Source organism: Paenibacillus sp. MER 180 (assembly GCF_023713665.1).
Taxonomy (GTDB): Bacteria; Bacillota; Bacilli; order Paenibacillales; family Paenibacillaceae; genus Paenibacillus_B; species Paenibacillus_B suaedae.
This window is the reverse complement of the sequence record NZ_JAMAVT010000003.1, coordinates 251,897-273,507: the sequence shown is the minus strand read 5'-3', so window position 1 is coordinate 273,507 and position 21,611 is coordinate 251,897. Positions and strand designations below refer to the sequence as shown.

Sequence of the window (21,611 nt, the reverse complement as noted above, 5' to 3'; positions counted from 1 at the left end):
CAAGCCCTATTCTTTCGCCATTTGTTCCAAATAGGACTCTAGCTGGCTTGTAGTGACTTCCCCAGTATGAATAGCATGGACTTTGCCATCAGGCTTGATGAAGAATGTGGTCGGCAATGGACGGACACCGAAGGCTTTGGTTACACTCTTATTTGAATCGAGCAGCATCGTGAAATGAACATTTACCGCTTTCATATAATTGTCCACAACGATCGCATCTTCTCCATAGTTGATGCCGACGACTTCCACGTTGCGATCCTTCCAATCATCTGCTGCCTTCTGCAAGGTGGGCATCTCCCGCTCACACGGTTCGCACCAGGAGCCCCAGAAATTAAGCACCAGGGACTTTCCCTTGTAATCACTCAGCTGCACAGTATCGCCCTTCAGCGTATGAAGCGACACATCTGGTATGCGGCTGCCAACCTCAGGGTATGTAGGCTTACTGTACGCATTGCTAATTGCAATCCCGCCAAGTATCGCAATGACAGATAGTATGAGAATCTGGACTGTCTTGTTTCTCTTGCCCAATATCATCGCCCCTTCTTGATGTGGTTCAATTGATATAGATTGAACACTTGCTTTCTATGACATATTTCACATTCAGACGACATAATTGCAACAATTGCATTACACCATCCACGACTATTATAATTCATAGATTAGCGGACATATCTTCCTCAATATGAAAATTATGTGTCACCATATACTGGGCGGGGTGCAATAAAAGCGATTTACTGCTCTATCCGATTTTACGTATGCATGGTACGGTTGGATTTCATCTCCATACGGAGTTCGTTGACTTCCGACTTCGTCAGCACACGGTGTTTGCCACGGGCAATTCCTTGCAGCGTAATATTGCCGAACTTCACACGCTTCAGCTTGGTGACAGGATGGCCAATCACCTCGAACATGCGGCGAACTTGACGATTGCGACCCTCATGGATCGTTATACTGATGGTTGCCGTATTGCTCTCCAAGTCAACATCATGGTATTCCACCGCAGCTGGCTGAGTCATACCATCCTCAAGTTTAACCCCTTTTCTCAGTTGCTCCAGCTTATCCCCATGAGGTACGCCTTTCACGGTTGCATGATAGGTCTTCTCCACATGATGACGCGGATGCATGAGCATATTGGCTAACTCACCATCATTTGTAAACAGCAGCAGCCCCTCTGTTTCGTAATCGAGGCGTCCTACCGGATATACTCGCGCCTTTACACCCTTCATAAAATCCATGACTGTCTTACGGCCTTCTGGATCTGATGTACTTGTAATAACGCCTTTTGGCTTATGGAAGGCTAATACTATTTTGTCGGACTTAACCGATATCGTTCTCCCACTAACGGTAATCACATCGCTTGACGGATCAGCCTTCACACCCAAAGTTGTTACGACTTCTCCGTTAACCTCTACCTTACCTGCTTTGATAATTTCCTCACACTTACGACGCGAAGCGATACCCGCGTTCGCTAAAATCTTCTGTAAACGTTCTTCCATGAATGTCTGTCACCTCAAACTTTTATTATCCTCATTGAAAAGAAAAGCCCGCTGCCAAGAGGGCGCGAGCTTGTCATTAACTTACATTATTCAAGCTATTATGATATTACCCTGTAATGAAACCAAATACAAGGAAACAGACGACAATTGCTGCAATAAATCCGACCAAATCAGAGAATAGGCCAACTTTTAGTGCATACCGGCCTTTCTTAATCCCAACAGCGCCGAAATATACGGTCAACACATAGATCGTTGTATCAGTGCTCCCCTGTATCGTTGAAGCAATTCTTCCAATCACGGAATCAGGCCCGTACATCTTAATCAGATCGGTAGTAAAGGCAAGAGAGCCAGCTCCTGTAATGGGCCGCAAGAAAGCGAGCGGCATCACCTCACCAGGAATGCCAATCCAATCGAGTATCGGACGCAGCAGCCCCACCATCCAATCCATCGCACCAGATGCACGGAATACACTGATCGCAACCATCATGCCTACTAAGGTTGGAATGATGTTGATTGAAGTTTGGAATCCATCCTTCGCCCCTTCAACGAAGGTCTCATATACGGGCACACGCCGAAAATAGGCAAACAGCGGAATAAAAACGATAATGGCCGGTATGGCCCATGCGGATATAGAGGAAACAAATGCATACATAACCGGACCATCCTTTCTACTTCATTTCGAGGCTGGAAGTAAGGTCATGATGCCATAATCATCAAATCATTGTTCAACTAGCTGGTGTATGATATCCCGCTCCCTGAGATTCCGTATACCGCCCTTTGTCAGACTTTAATTGTTGCGGGGGCGGACGCTTTGCATCCTTTCTTCGGTACCATCGATCCGCGAAGATCGCTGCAAATGTTGCTACAATGGTCGCAAGCAGCGTAGTACCTACAATCTCGGCAGGATTAGCAGAGTTGAAATTCATCCTTATCGCAATCAATGTTGTTGGGATTAGGGTTATACTTGACGTATTGATTGCAAGCAGCGTGCACATGGCAGGTGTAGCCGTATCTTTATTCGGATTTAATTTCTGGAGCTCCTGCATAGCTCTTATCCCCATCGGTGTAGCTGCATTGCCTAGCCCAAGCAAATTCGCGCTCATATTCGACATAATGAAGCCGAGAGCAGGATGGTTCCGAGGTACATCGGGAAACAAATACCTAACGACTGGACCAAGAGCCTTGGCAAGCCGCTTCAGCAGCCCTGCATCCTCTGCAATCCGCATGATCCCTAGCCAGAACACCATCACACTGATGAGTCCAAAGCTTACAGATACTCCTGTCTTTGCTCCCTCGAACACGGCTTCCGTCACTACGTCAATCTTTCCCTGAGCGGCAGCAGCGATGAATCCCACAAGCAGCATGAACATCCATATCGCATTTACAATGACAACCGTCTCCCTTCCCATGGGCGATCAAGCTGCGCCAAATAGTCTACCTGTTACACGTTTTAGTACCATCATCCATTCACTGAGTACGTTGCCGCTCTTTCTTTCACTTGGAACTGCAGAAGTGTGTTTGGCTGAACCACCTCGAGTTGGCGCAGATTCGTCTGGAGAAATTCTTCGAACATCTACACTGGCTATCGGTTCCTTGTCCACATACATCGTCAAGCGTCCCTGATGACCTAACCTTGCATCGAGACTACCGCTAGCCGGTACGAAGAGCTTGGCAGACAATTTCGATTGCTCCCCATATCCAAGCGGATACGTCAGCGATCTAGAAGCTTCGAATGGCTGACCCTCAATATGTTGGCCTTCCTCTACAATCTTCGCTTGCGGAAACGCTTGAAAGCCGTAATCGAGCATCCTTCTATGGTCTTCCCAATCTCTGGAGTCATTCAGCGTTACAGCAACAAGCTGCTGGCCATTCCGTGTGGCAGAACTGACTAGACACCGCAATGCACCTTTCGTGTAACCTGTCTTCACACCATCTGCTCCTTCATACAAGTGAAGCATTTTATTCTTATTGCCCCACACATAATCCCAATTGTCGATTGTATTAGGCGCCTTCTTCGTACGGGTGCGCACGATTTCACGGAAGGTTGCATTATGCAGTGCATATGCTGATATACGAGCTAGATCTTCTGCAGTCGTATAGTGACCCTTCTCATCCAAACCATGAGGATTGCGGAACTGGGTATGCTCCAACCCGAGAAGCTTCGCCTTCTCATTCATTAAGTGGACGAAGCCTTCTTCCGAGCCTCCAACGTGCTCAGCAATCGCCACCGCAGCATCGTTGCCTGAACGAAGCATAAGGCCATACAACAAATGGTTGAGACTCATCTCTTCTCCAAGTCTCAAGTAAATGGAGGAGCCTTCCTTCCCTACAGCACGAGAAGTCGCCTTTACTTTATCCTCCAGCCGGCCATGCTCAATTGCCACAATCGCGGTCATCACTTTCGTCGTACTCGCCATTGGAAGCTCCTGCTTCCCGTTATGGCTGTACAGCATTCTTCCAGATGCTACATCTATTAAGGCTGCTGCTCTTGCTGCAGTAGATGGAGGCGCGATTCGAGCCGAAGCAGTTGCGTTCGATGGCTCAACCTGCAGCGGGACAGACCATTCCTGTGCAGCCTCACGCTGTGTGCGACTTGTGTCCACGGATGGATCAGCTGACGCGGCACGTCCATACAAATCATATGCCAGAACCGAACCCAACAATGCACACAACGCAATCATCTTTCCAACTTGTCCTACGTATGGATGCTTGCTCATACGTTCCTCCTTAATCTGTATACCGGTCAAGTTGTTCCATATGTATGCTTGTTCGAGACCGAGTATGTCCATCACTTACGATTACTTAAGCAAGCAGGAGTTGTTCTAATGAAAAATAGCGTCAAGCTCCCGTTGACTGCATCGCCATTTTACCGGCAATAACGGCAGCAACAATCAAGCCTGACGCCATATTCCTACCGATCCGATATAATAATATCCTCGGCCGTCGTTGATTCCTGCTTCTTGAACATCGAACTGATTTGATCCAGCACATTAGGTGCGGCATCAATAATTTTCTCCAGCAAATGCGTCTGATTGTCGAGCGACACGACATCAATGCCCCGCCTGCCAACGACGAGAAAGGCAATCGGTGTTATGTAGACGCCACCGCCGCTACCTCCTCCAAATGGCTTCGAACCATAGGCATAGGCTGCAGGAACTGTACGCGCCTCACCACGTTCTGAGGCTGGTCTGTCATGTCTGTCGTGCCTCTCATCCAACCGGAAGTCGCTGCCTCCTGCCGCAAAGCCAAATGCAACACGGCTTATCGGCAAAATGACACTGCCGTCAGGTGTTTGGACAGGATCGCCCACGATTGCATTTACATCTACCATAGCCTTAATATTGTTAAAGGCTGCATGCATTAAGCCCTCGATAGGATGTTCCGCCATGTTCGTATTCCTCCTTCTGCGCGAACGATGCGAATAATCAACTTGATTACAGCAGTTATAGCGTGCACGATGCGAATTTTGGTTATACAAACGATCCTAGTGGAAAAAAAAGGGGTGTGAAATTGCGGATTCACTTCCATCTGAGGATGTCTTCGAAATCGAATATGGTGAGACAATGCTCCTACCAGCATGCTCTTCACTGACCATGATGCCCCTGTCAATAGACAAGCTGTTGCTGGATTAAGCAGTCCAATCTCCGTATCCCAAGTAAACATGCTGCACTGTACCCGCTGGAGAGTTTCTTTGAGCCATAGAATGATGCAACGCGTATGACGTAGAAGTCGCCGCACGTTGTGCTTATATCTCTCTATCAATTTTTTATCGACCTGAGTTTCATCTCGACTTGCATGACCTGTTCCGACATTATCCTTAGCTTTTACATGCAGGTGAACCCCTGTTTCCATGTTAATAAATCGAATGGATCGCCATTCATATTTCCAACGAAGCAGTCCATAGCATGCCCGAATCAATAGAACAACTCGCTCATGTTTTCCTGATTTGTGAATGATGATTTTGCACTCAATGGACGAAAAGACAATGAGGGCAAGCAAGACAACTACTATCCCTCCAGCAATCGCCCATCCTATCATGTCATGCGCCTCCATTTCCTAAACTATCCGTATTATGGCCTTTCATCCAGACTAGCATGCACGATTAGCATATTTCCGATTGACTTTATCAAATAAAAAAAACCCGTCAGCTCGTATTATCGCATACGAAGCTGACGGGCAAGCATTAGCACATATTGATGCTCCTCGTTCAAGCAAGTTTCTTTGAATGTTAGGGACAAGCGCCTCTTTACAGCATCAGCTTGGAATGATCAATAGATTGACCAGGCAAAAGTTCCAGTCCTTGCATCCCAAGCTCCTGAAGCTTCGCCACAAATGCTGCCCCATCCTGTTGAATAGGAGGAAATGTATTGTAGTGCACGGGGATGACAACTTTAGCCTGTACCCACTGCGCAGCTAGCAATGCATCTTCCGGGTCCATCGTGAAGAAGCTGCCAATTGGCAAGAAGGCGATATCTGGCTTGTAGCGATCGCCAATGAGCTTCATATCGCTGTACAATGCAGTGTCTCCGGCATGATAAATCGTTAGCCCCTCTGTTTGCAGGACAATCCCTACAGGGTTGCCCATATAAATATCCTGACCATTGACTGTAACGGAGGAACTGTGCAGGGCAGGCACTAGCGCAACCGATCCAAATTCGAATGGAGCTGGCCCACCTAGGTTCATGCCTATAGCTTGCGCACCTTGCGATTCCATGTAGTTCGTAAGCTCTACCATGCCAATAATAGGCGCATTGCAGCGCTTGGAGATGGATACCGCATCACCAATATGATCGCCATGGCCATGTGTGAGCAGCACATAGTCAGCATGAATCTCTTCTGAACGTGTGACTGCTGCAGGGTTGCCAGTCAAGAAAGGATCAATGATAATACTATGCTGTTCGGTAACAAGCTGAATGCAGGAATGACCGTGGAAATGAATGTTCAAAGCAGTTCCTCCTCATATTTGCATATTCAACAGCTTCATACGCAGAAGTTCTTATCGTATCTCTTCCTCGTGCTCATCTTGAACTCCTGCTTCCAATTGTTCTTCAACTTCCTTCACGTCTTCAATCGTCAATTGGCGTCCATCTAACTTCTCGAACAAGAGCTGCGTTTCCTCTTCTAACCCATCCATTTGTTCAAAAGCAGAGGAATCCGGCAGTTCTTTAATTGTTGATAATCCGAAATAATCTAAGAATGATTTCGTTGTGCCATACAAAATCGGCCTTCCGATCGCTTCTGCTCGTCCAACCTCTTCGATCAAACCCTTGTTCGTTAGTGTCTGAATCGCACGATCCGATTTTACGCCGCGGATTTCTTCGATCTCAACACGGGTAATCGGCTGTCGATAGGCAACGATAGACAAGGTCTCTAGGGCTGCTTGCGACAGAGAAGAACGCGATGGCGAATATGCCATCTTCTCAAAATACGGGGCATGTTCTGGCAATGTAGCTAGCTCGTACATCCCTGCGATTGCAACAATTTGCAGACCACGTTTCGAGCGCTCGAAGTCCGCGCGCAGATCGTTCATCGCTTCCTCTATAACCTCTGGGCGCTGTTCTGTAATTTCTGAGATTTGCTTAATGTTCAAGCCTTCATCTCCAGCCATGAACAACAACCCCTCAATAATCGACTTCAGCATCTGAAAGTCCATCTTCCGTGTCCACCTCCCCACTCCATTGAATCACGATGTCCTCAAAGAGGCTATCCTGGTAGCAGCGAACTTGCTTCATCTTCATCAGCTCCAGCAGCGCGAGAAAGGAAACGACAATTTCCGAACGCGTGAGATGCTCGCTAAGCAAGTTAGAGAACATCATCTTGCCTCCCTTGCCAAATGGACGCAGCGTGTCGATAATGCTCTTAATCCGATCCTTAACCGATATTTCATCCCGGTGGATTGTTGCGACCTGCGTTCTGCGCGACGCTTTGCTAAGTGCCTTGCGGAATGCTGCGATCAAGTCTGTGACATGTAATCCATCCACTGGATTATCAGGAGCTGTTGGCATAAATGGCGTTAAGTCCTCTGGTTCCTTGGAAAAAATCATGCTTCGTTCTGTCTCGCGTTCCCGGAGATGCTCCGCAATTCCCTTGTACTTTCGGTATTCGATCAACTTGCGTATAAGCTCTGCCCGCGGATCAGGCTCATCATCCACATAATCTTCATAGTCGTCCCATTCCATGACCGGAGGCTTGGGAAGCAGCTGCTGTGATTTCATGGACAGCAACGTTGCCGCCATAACGAGAAACTCGCTCGTAATCTCCAGCTCCAATTCCTGCATGTTGTGCAAATATTCCATATATTGATCTGCAATCTCACTAATCGATATATCTTGAATATTAATTTCCGCTTGGTCGATTAAATGCAGGAGCAAATCGAGCGGTCCTTCAAACTGTTCCAGCTTATACGTTACGGTCACCCCGTGATAACCTCCTGAGCAATAAAAACAAATGTAGCGCCCTTGCAAAAAGGGCACTACATTAAATAAGCACTATTTTAACTGATTCGTCAAGTTCGCCATTTCAATTGCAGTAGACGCAGCTTCCCAACCCTTGTTGCCTGCCTTCGTTCCTGCACGTTCAATTGCCTGCTCGATGGAGTCTGTTGTCAGCACTCCGAATATGGTCGGAACCCCTGTCTTCATGTTCACTTGCGCAACGCCTTTAGCCGCTTCACTGCACACATAATCGAAATGCGGAGTGGACCCGCGAATAACTGCGCCAAGTGTGATCACCGCATCATACTTCCCGCTCTCCGCCATTTTCTGCGCAATTAGTGGAATTTCAAATGCACCCGGAACCCAGGCAATATCTACCTCCTCATCTTTAACCCCGTGGCGCTTCAGCGCATCAAGTGCTCCCGAAACAAGCTTGCTGACAATAAATTCATTGAATCGACCAGCAACAATTCCATATTTTAATCCTTCGGAAACTAAGTGTCCTTCAAATACATGTGGCATAAGTAAAGTCCTCCTCTGTGATAAATAACTGAATCATATCGATAAGGTTATCGCACGCTTGCGGTACTTCATTTCCTTCAGGGCTTATCTGCGTGCTTGTTCATCCTGTTCAATATCGTCGAATACGAGCATATGCCCGAGCTTTGCAGCCTTCGTATGCAGATATTTTGTGTTGTCTTCATTCTCCTGCATTTGAATCGGGACGCGCTCAACGACCTCTAGACCATAGCCTTCCAACCCTTTAATTTTGCGAGGATTATTTGTAAGAAGGCGAATTTGACGAATGCCAAGATCTTTCAAGATTTGAGCTCCAATGCCGTAATCCCGCAGATCCGCTGGGAATCCAAGCTTCAAGTTGGCATCCACAGTGTCTAGCCCTTGCTCCTGAAGCTGATAAGCTTTGAGCTTGTTAATAAGTCCAATCCCGCGGCCTTCCTGGCGCATATAGAGCAGGACGCCAATGCCTTCCTCGTCTATTTGTGAAAGCGCAGCGGCCAATTGAGGGCCACAGTCGCAGCGATGTGAATGAAATACATCCCCGGTTAAGCATTCCGAATGAACGCGAACAAGAACTGGCTGAGTTCCATCAATGTCACCCTTCACTAAGGCAACATGTTCCTTATTGTCCACACCATTCGTATAGGCAATAGCTCGGAATATGCCGAAGTCAGTAGGCATGTTCACCTCGACCTCACGTTGAACCAGCTTCTCCTTCTCATTACGGTAATGAATGAGATCCTTGATGCTGATTAGCTTCAAGTCCCACTGCTCCTTCAGTTCCATCAAGTCGGGCAGTCTAGCCATCGTGCCATCTTCCTTAATCACTTCGCAGATGACACTAGCAGGTGCAGATCCGCTCAACCGGGCGAGATCAACCGCTGCTTCCGTATGCCCTGCACGGCGCAACACACCACCATTCTTCGCTATTAACGGGAAGATATGACCCGGGCGGCGGAAATCTTCTGCCTTGGCGTCCGCATCCAGCATCTTCTGGATCGTTAGTGAGCGTTCGTGCGCTGAAATGCCAGTAGTCGTATCTACGTGATCAATGGATACGGTAAATGCCGTACCGTGATTGTCCGTGTTGTGTGTAACCATTGGGTGAAGCTCAAGCTCCTCGGCACGCTCCTGCGTAATAGGTACGCATACCAATCCTCGGCCTTCTGTAATCATGAAGTTAATAACTTCCGGTGTTGCCTTGTCGGCTAACGCGATAAAGTCGCCTTCATTTTCCCGATCTTCGTCATCAACCACAATGATGACCTTGCCCTGCTTCAAATCTGCAATTGCGTCTTCTATCGAATCAAAGTGAAATGCTTCCTTCATGTTGTTCCTCCCCTTTCACCATTACATAAAACCATGCTCAGCCAAAAACGCTGCATTCAGACCTCCAGAACCAGAACGATTCGAATCCTTTGTCTCGTTCTCCGGCCCTGATCTACCATACCGGAGCAAATGATCCACATACTTGCCAAGCACATCACATTCAATGTTGACGGTATCACCCGGCTGCTTGCGCTGAAGAGCGGTTTGCGCCAACGTATGCGGAATAATCGATACGGCAAACTCTCCACGCTCTGCTCGTGTTAGGGTTAAGCTGATGCCGTCAATGGTGACAGAACCTTGTGGAATCATATATTTCGCCATCTCAGGCCGACTCGCCCGACATTCGATGACAACAGCATTCGCATCTCTTGTTCGTCCCACAATCGTTGCAAGACCATCTACATGTCCTTGCACAATATGACCGCCGAATCGTCCGCCTGCTGCCATTGCACGCTCTAGATTGACCGGATCGCCCGGCCTTAAATCCTTCAAATTCGTATGGCGGAACGTCTGCGGCATCACATCCGCCATGAAGGAGCTGCCATCATAGGACGTTGAGGTCAGACAAACACCATTGACGGCGATGCTATCCCCCAGCTTCATGCCTTCTAGAACCTTAGATGCTCGGATATGAAGCACCATCGCCTCGCCTCGCTTCATCACAGCCTGCAGTGAGCCCACTTCTTCAATGAGTCCGGTGAACATTGCTATGCTCCTCCTTTATGCTGGAATGAGTCAAATGCTCCACCTCACGCTTGCCGAACGGATATCCAGTGATGCAGATATTATCTCCGAACTTCTCAACCTCCACATACTGAAGCCGGTATGCATCCTGCATCCGCTCTACACCTTCAAACACAAAACTACCAGGCGCATGCTGACCGCCGACGACAATCGGAGCCATAAATATTGCAACTTTGTCGACCAGCTTCTTCTCTAGCATCGCTCCATTCAATCGACCTCCACCTTCAAGGAGTATGGATCCGATCTCATGTTGGCCGCACCATTCCATCATCTGCCGAAGGTCTACCTTCTCGCCTTCTCCGCACTCGATGACCTCCACGCCTCGGGACACCAATTCACGCCGCTTCTCCCCGCTTGCCCGTGCAGTTGTGAAGATGCAGGTTCGTGCAGCTTGATCGGTTACGACGTTGGCGTCCATAGGGATCCGAAGCTTCGAGTCTACAATCAAGCGCACTGGGTTTACCCCAGGGACTGACAGACGTGTTGTCAGCGATGGATCATCCGCAAGCACAGTGCCTATGCCTACCATAATCGCTTGATGACGGTGCCTCATCGAATGAACGAGTTCACGACTTCGCTCATTCGAGATCCACTTGCTGTCCCCAGTCGAAGTAGCGATCTTGCCGTCCAGCGTACTTGCTGTCTTGAGGGTAACGAACGGAATGCCGGTCGTAATATGCTTAGCGAACATTTCAATCAGTGCGAGACCTCTCTCCCGAAGCACATCCAACGTTATCCCAATTCCATGATCCTTCAGTAGAGCAATTCCTCTCCCTGCAACCGCTGGATTCGGATCGACGCAAGCGATCACGACACGGGCAATTCCCGCTTCAATCAATCGCAGACTGCAAGGCGGTGTTCGCCCATAGTGGCTGCATGGCTCAAGGGTCACATACGCAGTTGCTCCTCTCGCCGCTTCACCAGCCATCTGTAAAGCATGGACTTCCGCATGGCCTTCACCACGCCGCAAATGAGCTCCAAGACCGACGATTCGTCCCTCGTTCACAATGACACAGCCAACTGCAGGGTTCACATCGGTCTGTCCAAGCACCTGCTCTGCCATGTTCACAGCGAGCTGCATGTACAGTTCATCATTGATAACAGCAGACATTGGGTATCCTCCTTTCCACAAACAGATCAAGGCTAACGCAAAAAAGCCCTTCGGATCCTCCGAAGGGCATGATTGATTGAGCTTGCAGGTATGTACTTAATTTCACAATAGACGCACATAAGCATAATTTCCATTTGTATATGACAAATAAAACCGACAACAAGGATGTTCTCAGCAAACTGCAACGATTTCGCATATGTCAAATACGACGATAGATGAATAGAAAACCTCACGCTTACGCAGGTATTCGCCGTCCATTTCGCCTGGAATGCTCATGAAATTGTGAAAATAAGAACTTGAAAGAACTAATTATCGAGTTCTTCTCTCCTGACGCCCCTTCTCCCATCCAGACTATACTGTCGGCTCTGGAGTTGCACCAGATCCACCGTGTGGACGAATCCACCCGGGTCACGGACTAAGAACACCTTGCACACGCAAGAATAGTTCATCACCGCCGGTCGGGAATTTCACCCTGCCCTGAAGGTCTGTCATTCGTATTGCTATAAAATTAGTTTCTAAGATGTTGCACTTAGAAGTGTACCACCTGACCTGGTAAAATGCAACTTGTGTCGCTTCACCGCATGGAACCATTCAGATGCGTTCAAATAAAAAAGACGTGCAGCAGCCAAGCTGCATACACGCCTTCCCTCAATTATTTCTATTCTTCCACGATTGTAACTTGCTTCATCTTGTCGCCTTGCTTAACAGCATCTACATGCTCCATGCCCTCTACAATTTTGCCAAATACCGTATGCACGCCATCCAAGTGAGGGAATGCATCGTAAGTGATGTAGAATTGGGAACCGCCTGTATCCTTGCCGGCATGCGCCATCGCAAGTACACCACGCTCATGCTTGTGCGGGTTGCCTTTTGTCTCACATTTGATTGTGTAGCCTGGGCCGCCTGTACCTGTTCCGTGCGGGCAACCGCCTTGCGCTACAAAGCCCGGAATAACACGGTGGAATGTCAAGCCGTTATAGAAACCTTCGTTGGACAGCTTCTCAAAGTTTGCAACGGTACCTGGTGCCTCTTGCTCATGGAGCTGGATTTTCACCGTGCCGCCTTTTTCCAATTCAATCAATGCATATTTGCTCATCATGTATCGTCTCCTTCCATATGTACAATGCTCACGCTTGCTCATCCGATTATACGTTATTTCTTAACAAAAAGAAAACACCCGATTTCTGCCTCATCGTTATGCCACGACAAGACAGATAATCGGATGATGTAATAGTTTCCATATCTGGTGTAACTTCGGATATGAAATTCAACTGCTGCCGCGAGCTTGCAATCGTCACATCCCGTACTATTTCAGCGCTGGCTCCTTGCGCAGACGAGCTGGAATGAAGTCATTGCGCACGATATCTTCATGCGACTCACGACGTACAACAATATCCGCTTCCCCGTTGTGCACGAACACGACAGCTGGTCTTGGAATACGGTTATAGTTGCTTGCCATCGAATAATTGTACGCACCTGTGCAGGACACAGCCAACAGATCGCCCTGCTGGACGGCAGGAAGCACAGCATCCCAAATCAGCATATCGCCGCTTTCGCAGCATTTTCCTGCTATCGACACTGTCTCCGTGTACTCATTAGTCGCACGGTTAGCAAGCAGTGCCTCATAACGAGACTCATACAGCGCTGGTCGAGGGTTGTCGGTCATCCCTCCATCAACAGCTACATATTTGCGCACGCCTGGAATATCCTTCACAGAGCCAACTGTATACAGTGTTGTTCCCGCTTCTCCAACAATACTGCGGCCTGGCTCTACCCAAATTTCAGGCAAACATTCTCCGATGTCAGCAAAATGCTGCTTTACAGCATCTGTAATGGCCTTTACATAATCGCGAACATGCAGAGGCGTATCCCCTTCTACATAGCGGATGCCAAAGCCGCCGCCCAAGTTCACAACCCGGAATGCGATCCCTAGCTGTTCCTTCACCCCACGAGCAAATTGTGCAACGCGTTCAACCGCCATTTGGAATCCTTCAGTTTCGAAGATTTGAGATCCGATATGCGAGTGGATGCCCAGCAGCTCCAAATGAGTTGCATCCGCCGCATGACGCACAGCCTCAAGCGCCGTGCCATTGCCGATGTCAAAGCCAAACTTCGAATCCGTCTGACCTGTCGAAATGTATTCATGCGTATGTGCCTCAACCCCCGGTGTAACGCGGAGCAGCACAGGCACGTACTGATTGCGCTCTTGGCAAATCGCATTCAGCAGCTTCAGCTCAGTGAAATTATCAACAACAAAGCAGCCGATGCGGGCATCAAGCGCCATTTCGATCTCCTCGGGCGTCTTATTATTCCCATGGAAGTGGATTCGCTGAGCTGGGAATCCAGCCTGCAAGGCTGTATACAATTCCCCTTCCGATACAACATCTAGCGACAGCCCCTCTTGGTCGACTAGTCGGCACATTGCTGTTGTACAGAATGCTTTGCTTGCATATGCAACCTGAAAGGTTAACCCTGACTCGCGAAATGCTTCCATGTATTGTCCACAGCGTTCTCTGACTAATGCTTCGTCAAAAATATAAAGCGGAGTACCAAATTGCTGCTTCAATTCGGTTACATCGCAACCACCAATTTCTAAATGTCCATCCCCATTAATCTTGCTCGTTCCGTGTAAGTACATCGTCATTTCTCCCCACTCCCACTCGATCTTCTATGTCTATCCCCTCATGTTGTTCCAATTGTTGGTGAAAATATTACATCGAGTATATCAGCTTATTCGATCATGAAAGAATGGATTTTTCCGTCCATCATTTGCATTATAGAGGTTGTCAAGGGACAAACACATTGCCTTCCAAACGTTGAAGCTATCGCTTCGTTCTTGGCGGCATCTTTGTATTATCTCGCGTCTGATTCAAGCTAGGGCGCGTCTTTATCAGCAAGAATGGCTGTCGCACGATGATATTGTACATCGCTTTGGCATTGAACGGAATGAACGGCCATAAGTATGATGCATTGTACGAGCGATGCAGGGTTAGCCAGAGCAGCCAAACGGTTGTACCAATGACGAGTCCGGGAACTCTGAATAGTGCAACCGCAACAAGCAGCACGAGCCTCACTATTCGATTGGCCAGCGCCAGCTCATAGCTCGGTGTCGCAAACATCCCTACGGCAGCTACAGCCATGTACAAAATAACCTCATTGACGAACACTCCCGTTTTGACCGCTATGTCACCTACGAGTATCGCAGCTAGCAAGCCCAATGCTATCGCAAGCGGCGACGGAGTATGAACAGCCGCCATTCGCATGAGATCCACGCCGAGCTCTGCGATGAGGAACTGGAAAATGAGCGGTATCTTCCCTGTCTCCTGCGGTCCAATAATTTGTAGGGCGGCAGGCTTTAATCCCGGCTCGATAACGAGCAGCAGCCACAATGGGAGAATGAAGAGCGATGCAAAAATACCGATGAAGCGCACACTCCGCAAATAGGTTCCCATAAATGCAGTTTGTCGATTCTCTTCTGCATGCTGACATAAGTCGAAAAACGTCGTCGGCAAAATGATGACAGATGGAGAAGTGTCGACAAATATGACAATGCTGCCATCCATCAAATGGGAAGCGACGACATCCGGGCGTTCCGAGTATCGTACAAGCGGATAAGGGTTCCACGCCTTATTGATAATCGCCTCCTCCAGTTGCTTGTCGGCCAGTGGCAGACCATCCACATTCACCGCTTTTATTTTATTACGAACCGACTCCACTTGACGCTTGTCAGCAATATCATCTATATAGGCAATACACACATCAGTACGGGTACGCCGCCCCACCTGCACCATTTCATACATAAGCCCTGGATCACGCAAGCGGCGTCGGACAAGGGTAACGTTCGTGAGCAGTGTTTCGCCGAATCCGTCACGTGCACCCCGAACCACCCGCTCGAGCGACGGTTCTTCAAGACCCCGCACAGGGAAAGTCTTGCAGTCCACAATAATCGCACTTGATTCATGATCAATAAAGAAAGCGCTGCTGCCAGCGAGCACTTTATTAATGACGCTGCTTAACTTATTCTCCCGCTCTACTTGAACATGAGGGATGTAGCGTTCGAACAAGGATTTGAGCGCGTTCGGCGACATTTCTTCCTTATCCAAGTAAGACATGCGGGACAAGATCAACGTCATCACTTCGTCCTTAGCAAACCCATTCACATAGAACAGACCCACCCGCCGCTCGCCAAAGACCATCTCGCGCAGCACGATATCAAACGACTCCCCCAGTCCGACTACCTGTTGCAGCGTTCGTTTCGTCTCGTCCAGCTTCTTGGAGATTTCGTCCTTGTCCTGCCAATAGATGATGGACTCTTCTATCGTATCGGACTTCTCATGCTGCTTTTTTCTGTCATGCAAGCTGCCTTGCTCAGATGCATGCTGATGATTGCCCCCATCCTCAGACTGCTCTTTCAGTGATTTCGAATTAGGAGGGGAAAGTACGTCCTTGTGCGACGATTCTTGTTCAGTTTGCTGCTCTGTCATTGGGCAATATCCTCCTTCTTATAGAATCGCAATGTATTGGCATATCCTTCATTGCGAGATTCTCATCATTCAACACAGATACTTCAAACTCAATGCGGGTATTTAAAACAGTCGAACCAAGATCCAAGAACCTTGCCAATTACCATAGCGGTCAGTAGATGAGGGAGCGCGTGTGTCATACCAAGCCGTTTCGCCAATATCGGAAAAACATTCAATACCTCCGTCAGCGCTGCAGCCAATAGTCCCACGAATATTCCATCCAGCAGTCCGATGAATGGAGAGAACCATCCCGCATAGAAGAATCGGATACTCCATAAATCTGTTACGGTAAAGAACAGCGTGCCCGCAATAATGGCGTACTCAAACCAATACGAACAGTGGAAGGAGCGAGTAAGCTGTGCTAGCCGTGGAAGCATGTCAAGCACGACAAATAATGCCACCATCGCGCCCCCAACCGTAATCCCGCCAGCGATTCCCGCGAACGATGCCAGCAGCTGTGCAAGACCATACAGCCAAGTCTCAGTCACGCTTCAGATCCTCCTTGCGCAATCGCTTGTATTCCTCGGTTATCATGTACTGGTTCAAGTTTTCCTGATATAGGAACATCTCAACTTCAAGCGGTGTCGGCTCTTCATTGAACTTCTTGCGGAAAAAGTGATTAAAAAATACGACCATCCCAAGACCGATGCCAATGGAATAGCAGGCTTGGAACCAAAATGGATTCGCATCCTTCCGACCCGTAAGCATTTCTACAATTCGTTTATGTACAGGGAGCATGCTTACATCGGCGTGAAAGTTCATGATCGCTAAGCCAGAACCGAAGAACAGCAGCAGCCAGACAAGAACAATTAGGGCGATATTTGGCTTCTTCACCTGCGTCACAACCTCAACTAATGTATGCGGCTGGCCGAAGCATTCTATGGTCATTCTCGGACACAGTTCCTTAATTGCCCTCGTAATGTGCATCATGTCAATCAATATCATGTTACCGTCGCTTGTCTTTGGTTCCTTCAGCACAAGCTCTCTTAATTTCGTGTACCATGCATCGTCTGCAATGACCTCAGCTACATCCTTTAGTCGAATCGGATGATCCGGCTTGACCGAAGATTGCTTGCGCAGCCGGATATAGCAGGTACTGCCGGAATCAGGCAACTCATCCAAAGTCGCCATGTTCATCCCCCTCCTTCCTCCATAGTGTTAGTATGGTTGAATAGACAGCAAAAAAACCGCAAGGACATCTCCCTGCGGTTCGCTCCTCATACCCTCTCTAGCTCACTGAGCGATCTGGGCTTTGATGGATTGCAATATTTTCTTCTCCAGCCGCGACACTTGCACCTGCGATATTCCGAGGCGACTGGCAACCTCAGATTGCGTCTGATCCCGATAGTACCGCAAATAGACAATAAGCTGCTCCCGTTCACTCAAGCCTTCTATCGCTTCATTCAGCGCAAGCTTATCAAACCATTTGTCCTGCGTATCATCGGCAATTTGATCCATTAACGTAATTGGATCACCATCATTTTCGAATACCGTCTCATGAATGGATGTCGGTGGTTTATTCGCTTCTTGTGCGAACACAACATCCTCCGGTGACACCCCAAGCTCCGCTGCAACTTCCTTAATCGTTGGAAGCCGATTGAGCCGCTTAGACAACTCATCCTTCGTCTTGCGAACTTTGTTCGCCATCTCCTTCAGTGATCGACTCACCTTCAGCGTTCCATCATCACGCAGAAAACGCTGAATTTCACCGATGATCATCGGCACTGCGTAAGTCGAGAACTTCACGTCATATGATAAATCGAATTTATCAACAGATTTCAGCAATCCGATGCAACCAATCTGGAACAAATCATCTGGATCATATCCTCGATTCATAAAGCGCTGAACGACGGACCAGACAAGGCGTATGTTGCAATTGACAAGTGTTTCTCTCGCTAGCGAGTCACCTGTCTGACTGAGTGCAATCAGACGCTTCACTTCCGCGTCATCCAAATAATTGGGCGACGACTGCTTCAAATCAGCTTCCATGGCTTCAACCCCTAATTATAGAGCGCTTTTTTCGATTCAATCCGCTTCTTCATGCGGATGCTCGTACCCACGCCCAGTTCGGTAGTTACTTCGCATTCATCCATGAAGTTCTCCATGATCGTGAAGCCCATGCCAGAGCGTTCCATGTCCGGCTTCGACGTATACAGCGGCTGTCTTGCAAGCTCAAGATCCTCAATGCCTCGTCCATTGTCTGATACGGTCAGCATAATCTCCTCACCGGAAATAACCGCTGAAATCGTAACCATCCCAGTAGGATCATTATCATATCCGTGGATGATACAATTCGTCACTGCCTCAGAGATTACGGTCTTCATATCTGTCAGCTCGTCCATTGTCGGATCCAGCTGCGATACAAAGGCTGCAACAGCCACACGGGCAAATGCTTCATTCTCGGAACGACTGGAAAATTGCAGCGTCATTACGTTCGTGTCTGATTGTACACTCATGATACGACCTCCAACCCATTAAGCGCTTTGCGCTCATTATCGTAAACATGCACAATTTTAAACAAGCCAGACAATTCGAACAGACGTCGTACCGCGGGATTCATATCGCATACCGCCATTTTGCCGCCTCGTCCCTTGATCTGCTTGTATCTTCCTAGAATGACCCCCAAACCCGAACTGTCCATAAACGTCAAATCACGAAGGCTTAGCACGACATGGTTCACTTGCTTGCGTTGAATCGCTTCGTCGAGCTGAATTCGTACGTACTCAGACGTATGATGATCCAGTTCCCCTCTCAGACGGGTAATCAATACGTTGCGCTGGTGTTCCAATTCCACCTGCAGATTCATGGCGCTTCACTCTCCTCCCCATGATGCCGATACAGTTCGTCAATGGGATAACCAATTCCTGCCTGACGACAAAACTAGAAGCTGCACGCCGTTAATTGACAAAAAACAACTTGCCGCACGTACGTTTAAAGAGTGTCCACCAGCCAGCTTTCGCAATTTCCTCGGTGGATTCGACAGGATATTCACGAACCTTCTTATCTCCCTGATAAACGACAAGTTTCCCAAGCGACTGACCTGCCGCTACTGGCGCCTTTACAGATTTCGGACCTTCCAGTTCGAAGCGAAGATTGTCAGTGCCCTCGCCTTTTTTGAGCAAAACATGATATGGACGCTGAGCCTTCAGCTCAATATTTTCGACCATCCCTTTCTCCACACGAATATCACCAATCTTATCTCCGCTTTTCAGCAGCGGAACATTCGTATACTGAGCGAAGGCATAATCGAACATCTGCGTTACTTCTGCATTGCGTGTCTTCGTATTCGGTTCGCCAAGCACAACAGCTACCACACGCATATTATCCCGTTTCGCTGTCGCAGACAGGCAATAACGAGCTTCTGAAGTAAAGCCTGTTTTCAACCCATCTGCACCTTGGTAGAACCGTACAAGCTTATTCGTATTGACAAGCCAAAATTTCTTACTGGTGTTCTGTCGCAAATAATCCTCATATGCTCCTGTAAATTTCGTTACATTCGGATATTTCAACAACGCTTGCGACATCAAGGCAATATCATGCGCTGACGTATAATGATTCTCAGCAGGGAGGCCATTGCAATTCACAAAATGTGTATCCTTCATGCCAAGCTCTGCAGCCTTATCGTTCATCATTTGTACGAACGCCTTCTCGGAGCCGCCGATCTTCTCAGCCATCGCAACCGATGCATCATTGCCTGAGGCCATTGCGATTCCCTTCATCATTTCCTCAACCGTCATCTCTTCGCCCGGTTCCAGAAAGATTTGCGATCCGCCCATAGACGCGGCATACTCGCTTGTTGCCACCTTGTCCGTCATCTTCAGCTTTCCTTTGTCAATGGCTTCCATGACAAGCAGCATCGTCATAATTTTCGTAATACTTGCTGGCGGAAGGCGATCGTGGCTATTTTTCTCGAAAATCACCGTTCCCGTGTCCGCATCCATAAGCACCGCTGAGCGCGCGTTATCCGCCAGTTGGGCTTCCGGCGCAGCTGAGGATGTTGCTTGGCTTGGCGTTTCTGAATTTGTCCAAGGCGGCAAGTCTGCCCGTGCATAAGATGCGTTCGCCGAAGAAGGCAATATACAAGCGGCAGCGAATAAAAAGCTAAGGCTAGCACACAGCCATTTGTTCACAGATTGTCCCCTCCTATCTAAATAGCGTACATTCTGAGCGCATTACATGCGCAGGATGCACTTTCTATCCAGTGTTACCTTTCAGAAGCAAAATATTCCACTCTTATCGAAAGATAGAGCAGAACTTGAAAGGTTTATCATGTCACGATGTCGAAAAAATTTACGAAATAAATTTATAGCCTATGAAAATGAAATGCAGTACACAACGAGAGAGGATGACATCATGCTTCAGTCGCAATTTGAACACAAAATGATCTCGAGGGGTTTGAATTTCCCGGATTTTGATTTTACTAAGGATAACCTTGATCGCATCTGTATCGGGCTGCATCTGGGCTATTCAGAGGAACAGCTAATGAAGGAGTTCTCTATTTCGCAGGCACAGTGGAAGAAGAGCATCGATCTGCTCTATGGTGAAGGTCTCGCCAAAAAAGTAGAGGGGCGATATGTTCCGACATTTCCTGTCATCTCACATGAGGCGGGGCAACAGTTCTACCAGCTTAGCATCGCAATCGGAAATGACATCGTATCTCTAATCAAGCACAACGCGAATCAAATCCAGCAAGAGACTTTCAAGATCCCGGCATTGCACAATTTTGAATTTGCTGATCTCTCCCTATTTATAATGAGCGATGTATTATTAGATTTCGTGCAAATCGACTATGTGGAACAGTTATTCCTCAAGTCCGACAGACCGTCTCGCAATGGAAAGAACTATTACTATGGTTTGTTGGAAAAACATGCTGATCAGCAGCTAGAGCCGTTCGGAATTTACGGAAACCACTGTGTTCCTATTGGTTCGGCATACTATTGCGCGTATGGGAATAACAGATACAATCAGCCTCTTCTTCCCCTGTTCAGCAAGGAACAGGCATGTACTTTATTTGGCCCTTCATTATCGGAAAATAAGGCTGCAATTCCAACGATAATCGATCACATTATTCAAAGCTCATCTGGCAACGGTTCGATTGACAGTGAGATACGAAAGGGTTTGGAGCAGTTACATTTGTGGAAGAACGGCAAGCTGATGATCCCTGTACTGAACAACAAGGAATATCAAGCACTGCATCGCATTGCCAATCTTATTACGGCGGATTTAATCAGACTGTTCGAGGATTATCGTTCTATGCTAGTTCAAGCGTATCACGCCTCTCCTTTCGCTGAAGAAACTTCCTTCGAGGAGTATTTTATTTGGTATTATCATTTTTTATATACTTATGTGACTGACCAGCTCATCGAATTGAACGTTATACAATTGCCTTCTTCGAATGGACTCGCTAATTTTATATTGCTGGAACCATAAGATAAGGCCGCTGCTGCTGCCCGAT

24 protein-coding genes and 1 riboswitch are annotated in these 21,611 nt (G+C 47.9%); of the genes, 1 reads left to right on the top strand and 23 read right to left on the bottom strand.

Translation table 11 applies throughout. The annotated features are described in order from the left end of the window. Positions 1 to 6: 6 nt before the first annotated feature. From M3661_RS06245 to M3661_RS06135, 23 genes are all read right to left on the bottom strand, one after another. Complete coding sequence (locus M3661_RS06245; RefSeq protein ID WP_251482984.1) at positions 7 to 534, bottom strand: redoxin domain-containing protein; 528 nt, start codon at positions 532 to 534, stop codon at positions 7 to 9. Positions 535 to 749: 215 nt separating this feature from the next. Further along, positions 750 to 1,496, bottom strand: a complete 747-nt coding sequence (locus tag M3661_RS06240) for a pseudouridine synthase (protein WP_065290832.1) — start codon at positions 1,494 to 1,496, stop codon at positions 750 to 752. A 106-nt stretch (positions 1,497 to 1,602) separates the two neighbouring features. Then, the gene (locus tag M3661_RS06235) at positions 1,603 to 2,148 is read right to left on the bottom strand and encodes a spore maturation protein (protein WP_251482982.1); all 546 of its coding nucleotides are present in this window, start codon (positions 2,146 to 2,148) and stop codon (positions 1,603 to 1,605) included. A 73-nt stretch (positions 2,149 to 2,221) separates the two neighbouring features. After that, positions 2,222 to 2,884: a nucleoside recognition domain-containing protein gene (locus tag M3661_RS06230; protein WP_072728493.1), complete on the bottom strand. Its 663-nt coding sequence runs from the start codon at positions 2,882 to 2,884 to the stop codon at positions 2,222 to 2,224. A 27-nt stretch (positions 2,885 to 2,911) separates the two neighbouring features. After that, on the bottom strand, positions 2,912 to 4,213 hold the full coding sequence (locus M3661_RS06225) for a D-alanyl-D-alanine carboxypeptidase family protein (protein WP_251482980.1): 1,302 nt from the start codon (positions 4,211 to 4,213) through the stop codon (positions 2,912 to 2,914). Between the two features lie 194 nt (positions 4,214 to 4,407). Then, a complete protein-coding gene (ytfJ, locus tag M3661_RS06220; RefSeq protein ID WP_138186565.1) occupies positions 4,408 to 4,884 on the bottom strand; it encodes a GerW family sporulation protein in 477 nt (158 codons plus the stop codon). Beyond that, a complete protein-coding gene (locus tag M3661_RS06215; RefSeq protein WP_021252927.1) occupies positions 4,857 to 5,534 on the bottom strand; it encodes a DUF2953 domain-containing protein in 678 nt (225 codons plus the stop codon). Before M3661_RS06215 ends, ytfJ begins: the two co-directional genes overlap by 28 nt. A 208-nt stretch (positions 5,535 to 5,742) precedes the next feature. Beyond that, a complete protein-coding gene (locus M3661_RS06210) occupies positions 5,743 to 6,441 on the bottom strand; it encodes a metal-dependent hydrolase (RefSeq protein ID WP_251482978.1) in 699 nt (232 codons plus the stop codon). A 51-nt stretch (positions 6,442 to 6,492) separates the two neighbouring features. Then, positions 6,493 to 7,149 (bottom strand): SMC-Scp complex subunit ScpB, encoded by a 657-nt coding sequence (scpB, locus tag M3661_RS06205; RefSeq protein ID WP_065290829.1) that lies wholly within the window; start codon positions 7,147 to 7,149, stop codon positions 6,493 to 6,495. Beyond that, positions 7,118 to 7,912 (bottom strand): segregation and condensation protein A, encoded by a 795-nt coding sequence (locus M3661_RS06200; protein ID WP_251482976.1) that lies wholly within the window; start codon positions 7,910 to 7,912, stop codon positions 7,118 to 7,120. Before M3661_RS06200 ends, scpB begins: the two co-directional genes overlap by 32 nt. A 72-nt stretch (positions 7,913 to 7,984) precedes the next feature. Beyond that, positions 7,985 to 8,452, bottom strand: a complete 468-nt coding sequence (gene ribH / locus M3661_RS06195; protein WP_021252931.1) for a 6,7-dimethyl-8-ribityllumazine synthase — start codon at positions 8,450 to 8,452, stop codon at positions 7,985 to 7,987. 84 nt (positions 8,453 to 8,536) lie between these two features. Continuing rightward, complete coding sequence (locus M3661_RS06190) at positions 8,537 to 9,778, bottom strand: bifunctional 3,4-dihydroxy-2-butanone-4-phosphate synthase/GTP cyclohydrolase II (protein ID WP_251482974.1); 1,242 nt, start codon at positions 9,776 to 9,778, stop codon at positions 8,537 to 8,539. A 21-nt stretch (positions 9,779 to 9,799) separates the two neighbouring features. Continuing rightward, entirely contained in the window at positions 9,800 to 10,483 is a 684-nt protein-coding gene (ribE, locus tag M3661_RS06185) for a riboflavin synthase (RefSeq protein WP_251482972.1), read from the bottom strand. Continuing rightward, on the bottom strand, positions 10,464 to 11,633 hold the full coding sequence (gene ribD / locus M3661_RS06180) for a bifunctional diaminohydroxyphosphoribosylaminopyrimidine deaminase/5-amino-6-(5-phosphoribosylamino)uracil reductase RibD (protein WP_251482970.1): 1,170 nt from the start codon (positions 11,631 to 11,633) through the stop codon (positions 10,464 to 10,466). Before ribD ends, ribE begins: the two co-directional genes overlap by 20 nt. A gap of 330 nt (positions 11,634 to 11,963) precedes the next feature. Next, a riboswitch (FMN riboswitch) is annotated at positions 11,964 to 12,122 on the bottom strand. A 169-nt stretch (positions 12,123 to 12,291) separates the two neighbouring features. Continuing rightward, positions 12,292 to 12,729 carry a peptidylprolyl isomerase gene (locus tag M3661_RS06175; protein ID WP_021252935.1) on the bottom strand — a complete coding sequence of 146 codons (438 nt, stop codon included), beginning with the start codon at positions 12,727 to 12,729 and terminating at the stop codon, positions 12,292 to 12,294. 210 nt (positions 12,730 to 12,939) lie between these two features. Further along, positions 12,940 to 14,271, bottom strand: a complete 1,332-nt coding sequence (lysA, locus tag M3661_RS06170) for a diaminopimelate decarboxylase (protein WP_251483257.1) — start codon at positions 14,269 to 14,271, stop codon at positions 12,940 to 12,942. A gap of 184 nt (positions 14,272 to 14,455) precedes the next feature. Beyond that, positions 14,456 to 16,117, bottom strand: a complete 1,662-nt coding sequence (locus tag M3661_RS06165) for a spore germination protein (protein ID WP_065290825.1) — start codon at positions 16,115 to 16,117, stop codon at positions 14,456 to 14,458. An 89-nt stretch (positions 16,118 to 16,206) separates the two neighbouring features. Continuing rightward, positions 16,207 to 16,644 (bottom strand): stage V sporulation protein AB, encoded by a 438-nt coding sequence (locus M3661_RS06160; RefSeq protein WP_083189090.1) that lies wholly within the window; start codon positions 16,642 to 16,644, stop codon positions 16,207 to 16,209. Beyond that, positions 16,637 to 17,287, bottom strand: coding sequence for a stage V sporulation protein AA (locus tag M3661_RS06155; protein WP_065290824.1), 651 nt, complete (start codon positions 17,285 to 17,287; stop codon positions 16,637 to 16,639). The genes M3661_RS06160 and M3661_RS06155 overlap by 8 nt, the downstream gene beginning before the upstream one ends. 102 nt (positions 17,288 to 17,389) lie before the next feature. Then, positions 17,390 to 18,145, bottom strand: a complete 756-nt coding sequence (gene sigF / locus M3661_RS06150; protein WP_021252940.1) for an RNA polymerase sporulation sigma factor SigF — start codon at positions 18,143 to 18,145, stop codon at positions 17,390 to 17,392. Positions 18,146 to 18,156: 11 nt separating this feature from the next. After that, positions 18,157 to 18,612 carry an anti-sigma F factor gene (gene spoIIAB, locus M3661_RS06145; protein WP_021252941.1) on the bottom strand — a complete coding sequence of 152 codons (456 nt, stop codon included), beginning with the start codon at positions 18,610 to 18,612 and terminating at the stop codon, positions 18,157 to 18,159. Beyond that, a complete protein-coding gene (gene spoIIAA / locus M3661_RS06140) occupies positions 18,609 to 18,962 on the bottom strand; it encodes an anti-sigma F factor antagonist (protein ID WP_021252942.1) in 354 nt (117 codons plus the stop codon). The genes spoIIAB and spoIIAA overlap by 4 nt, the downstream gene beginning before the upstream one ends. A 91-nt stretch (positions 18,963 to 19,053) precedes the next feature. Further along, positions 19,054 to 20,286 (bottom strand): D-alanyl-D-alanine carboxypeptidase family protein, encoded by a 1,233-nt coding sequence (locus tag M3661_RS06135; protein ID WP_065290823.1) that lies wholly within the window; start codon positions 20,284 to 20,286, stop codon positions 19,054 to 19,056. Between the two features lie 223 nt (positions 20,287 to 20,509). Here M3661_RS06135 and M3661_RS06130 point away from each other — a divergent pair, with 223 nt between their 5' ends. Further along, positions 20,510 to 21,586 (top strand): hypothetical protein, encoded by a 1,077-nt coding sequence (locus M3661_RS06130; RefSeq protein ID WP_251482968.1) that lies wholly within the window; start codon positions 20,510 to 20,512, stop codon positions 21,584 to 21,586. Positions 21,587 to 21,611: the final 25 nt, after the last annotated feature.